3 protein-coding genes are annotated in these 3,228 nt (G+C 70.7%); all 3 read left to right on the top strand.

Annotation, left to right across the window (positions count from 1 at the left end; all coding sequences use genetic code 11):
- Positions 1-128 precede the first annotated feature (128 nt).
- The 3 genes from RMO30_RS08850 to RMO30_RS08860 are packed head-to-tail and all read left to right on the top strand — an operon-like array spanning position 129 to position 3,085.
- Positions 129-821, top strand: coding sequence for an ATP-binding cassette domain-containing protein (locus tag RMO30_RS08850; RefSeq protein WP_309712153.1), 693 nt, complete (start codon positions 129-131; stop codon positions 819-821).
- Positions 822-830: 9 nt separating this feature from the next.
- Positions 831-1,943, top strand: a complete 1,113-nt coding sequence (locus RMO30_RS08855; protein ID WP_309712156.1) for an acetamidase/formamidase family protein — start codon at positions 831-833, stop codon at positions 1,941-1,943.
- A complete protein-coding gene (locus tag RMO30_RS08860) occupies positions 1,940-3,085 on the top strand; it encodes an amidase family protein (RefSeq protein ID WP_309712159.1) in 1,146 nt (381 codons plus the stop codon). The genes RMO30_RS08855 and RMO30_RS08860 overlap by 4 nt, the downstream gene beginning before the upstream one ends.
- Positions 3,086-3,228: the final 143 nt, after the last annotated feature.

Consider the following 3,228-nt stretch of genomic DNA (forward strand, 5'->3'; position numbering starts at 1 on the left):
GCGATGAACTCCGACCCCGATACCGCGATCGCCCTCGCGCTGGTGCTGCTTGCGGTGTCGCTCGTCGTGCTGCTCGCGCTGCGCGATCGCTGGTTGCCCGGGGTTGTGAGATGACGCAGCGTCGTGCGATGAGCCTCGCCGTCGACATCAGTGTCGCGCGCGAGGCGTTCGACGTGCATGCGGCTTTCGAGGTGCCCGTCGGCAGGGTGCTCGGCATCGTCGGGCCGAACGGGGCGGGCAAGTCGAGCGTGCTCGCCGCGATCGCCGGGCTGGTCGAGGCGACGGGAACGATCCGCCTCGGCACCACCGACCTCTCGGCTTTGCCGGCCGAGCGTCGCGGAATCGGCGTGGTTTTCCAAGACTTCCTGCTCTTCCCGCACCTGACCGTGCGCGACAACGTCGCCTTCGCGGCCCGGGTGCGACGGGGTGGCTGGAAAGCAGCGCGGGAGAAAGCCGACCCGTGGCTGACCCGCTTTGACCTCGCGGAGCTGGCGCAGCGGCATCCCGTCGCGCTGTCGGGTGGACAGGCGCAGCGCGTGGCCCTCGCGCGGGCCCTCGCCGCCGAGCCCGCGGTGCTGCTGCTCGACGAACCGATGGCGTCGCTCGACGTCGAGATTCGGGACGAGGTGCGCGCAGATCTTGCCCGTCACCTTCGGGAGTTCGGCGGGCCGGCGATCGTCGTCACCCACGACCGCGACGACGCTGCAGCGCTCGCCGACGAGGTGCTGGTGCTCGATCGCGGCGCAGTCGTGCAACGCGGAACACTCGACGAACTCGCGGCCGCCCCCGCCACCCCGTGGATCGAGCGTTTCGCCCGATAACGTGGGGTGATGATCCTGCAACCCGGCGAGGGGCCGATCCGCGGCAGCTACCTCCCGGCCGATCCGGGACGCGTCTTCTGGGGTCGCTTGCCGTGCGGCGCCGACGAGCCCGTGCTCGAGATCGACCCGGGTGTCGAGGTCACGATCGACACGATCAGCCACGAGGGCGTGCTCGACGATCAGGGGTCCGACCCGGTCGCCTACTTCGGCTCGCACGGGGTGGCCCCCGAGAGCGTACTGCGGGATGCCGTCGAGCTCACGGCGACCCGGGAGCGCAACACCGACGACGGCCCGCACGTCGTGACCGGTCCGATCCTCGTGCGCGGCGCCCAGCCCGGGGATCTGCTGGCGATCGAGGTCGTCGAACTGCTGCCCCGCGTGCCCTACGGCGTGATCTCCAACCGTCACGGCCGGGGCGCCCTCCCCGGAGAGTTCCCCCGCGGCGACGCCAACGTGAGCATCTTCGCGACCCTCGATGCCCCGGGTGACCTGCTATTTGCCCAAGATGGCGCACTTACCGACCCGAAAGTCGACCTTCTTGGGCAAATAGCCTCCATCCCCCTGCGAGAAGGCGCCACCGAGCGGGTGCACTTTCCGACGGCGCCGTTTCTCGGCACCATGGGGGTCGCCGTGCCGGGTGCTGAGCGGCCCCACTCGGTGCCGCCCGGGATGCACGGCGGCAACATCGACATCAACCTGTTGACCGCGGGCAGCACGCTCTACCTGCCGGTGCTCGTGCCCGGCGCCCTCGCGTATGTCGGCGACCCGCACTTCGCGCAGGGTGACGGGGAGGTCGCGCTCACTGCGCTCGAAGCGTCGCTGCGGGCGACGCTGCGGTTCCGAATCGTGCCAGCCGGCGACCCGTTCGCGCCATTCGTGCACACCTACGGTCCGGTCGTCGAAACGCCCGACTACTGGGTGCCGACCGGTCTCGACGAAGACCTCCGCGAGGCGATGAAGAAGAGCGTGCGTGCGGCGATCGCCTTCCTCGTCCGGGAGTACCAGATGGATGAGGAGCACGCCTACGCGTACCTCTCCGCAGCGACCGACTTCGATATCTCGCAGGTGGTCGACCGGGTGACCGGCGTGCACGCACGCATCAGAAAGGCAGACTTCGGATGAACACCTCGGTGTGGCGCGAGCACGGCAGCCCCCTCGTGGCGGGCGCCCCCGACGGCCCGCTGCACGGCGAGACGGTCGCCGTGAAGGACCTCTACGAGATCGCCGGTTTCGCGGTCGGGGTCGGAAACCCGACCTTCCTCGCCGAGGCGACGATCGAGGTCGGCACCGCCCCCGCGGTGTCGCAGTTGCTCGAGGCCGGCGCCGACATCGCGGGCATCGCGCAGACCGACGAGTTCGCGTACTCGATCGCCGGCGCCAACCCGCACTACGGCCCTCCGCCGAACTCCGCGGTACCCGGCGGGTTGCCCGGCGGTTCCTCGAGTGGACCGGCATCCGCCGTCGCGCTCGGCGAGGCGACCATCGGCCTCGGCACCGACACTGCCGGGTCGGTGCGGGTCCCCGCGTCGTACCAGGGGCTGTGGGGACTCCGCACGACGCACGGCACCGTGTCGCTTGAGGGCGTCTGGCCGCTCGCGCCGAGTTTCGACACCGTCGGCTGGCTCACGCAGCGATCCGCAACCCTGCGCCGCGTGGTCGAAGTGATGCTCGGGCACACGACGGTCGACCCGGCCGGGTTCGTCGTCGACCCGGGACTCGTCGCGCTCGCCGAACCGGCTGTACGGGAGGCGTTCGCCGCCGCCATCGCGGGGTTCGAGGTCGAGGAGGTCGATCTCGGCGACCCAACCGCGATGTTCGAAGCCTTCCGGGTGACGCAGGCCGCCGAGGCGTGGGATTCCGACGGCGGCTGGGTGACGGGGCATCCGGATGCCGTCGGTGTCGGCGCGAGGGAACGCTTCGAGTTCGCGGCATCCGTCACCCCCGCGCAGGAGGCCGAAGCCCGCGCCGCGCTCGCCACCCAACGCGAGCGGATCGACGACATCCTCGGTAACCGCGTGTTGCTCGTGCCGTCGGCATCCTCGGCCGCTCCGTCGGTCGACGCGACCGCCGAGATTCTGGATGCCGTCCGCGGCGCGACCCTGCGCCTCACCGCGATCGCCGGCATCACCGGGCGACCCGGCCTGAGCGTTCCCGCATTGAGCGTTCCCGAGCCCGTCGGGCTCTGCCTCGTCGGCCCCCGCGGCAGCGACCTCGCCCTCATCGACCTCGCGGCGGTCTTCGCTCCGCCCCCGCTGGTTGAGTAGCGCCCGCCGCAGGCGGACGCGTATCGAAACCAAACCGGCGGGTAACTCGGGGTGGTTTCGATACACCGCCTTCGGCGGCACTCAACCCACGGGTTTCGATACACCGCCTTCGGCGGCACTCAACCCACGGGTTTCGATACGCG

The organism is Pseudolysinimonas sp., from assembly GCF_031389465.1.
GTDB lineage: Bacteria > Actinomycetota > Actinomycetes > Actinomycetales > Microbacteriaceae > Pseudolysinimonas_A.

Bases quoted from the DNA above. Each gene is read 5' to 3' on its own strand.
- RMO30_RS08850 (WP_309712153.1), top strand. From the start codon at position 129: ATGAGCCTCGCCGTCGACATCAGTGTCGCGCGCGAGGCGTTCGACGTG.
- RMO30_RS08855 (WP_309712156.1), top strand. From the start codon at position 831: ATGATCCTGCAACCCGGCGAGGGGCCGATCCGCGGCAGCTACCTCCCG.
- RMO30_RS08860 (WP_309712159.1), top strand. From the start codon at position 1,940: ATGAACACCTCGGTGTGGCGCGAGCACGGCAGCCCCCTCGTGGCGGGC.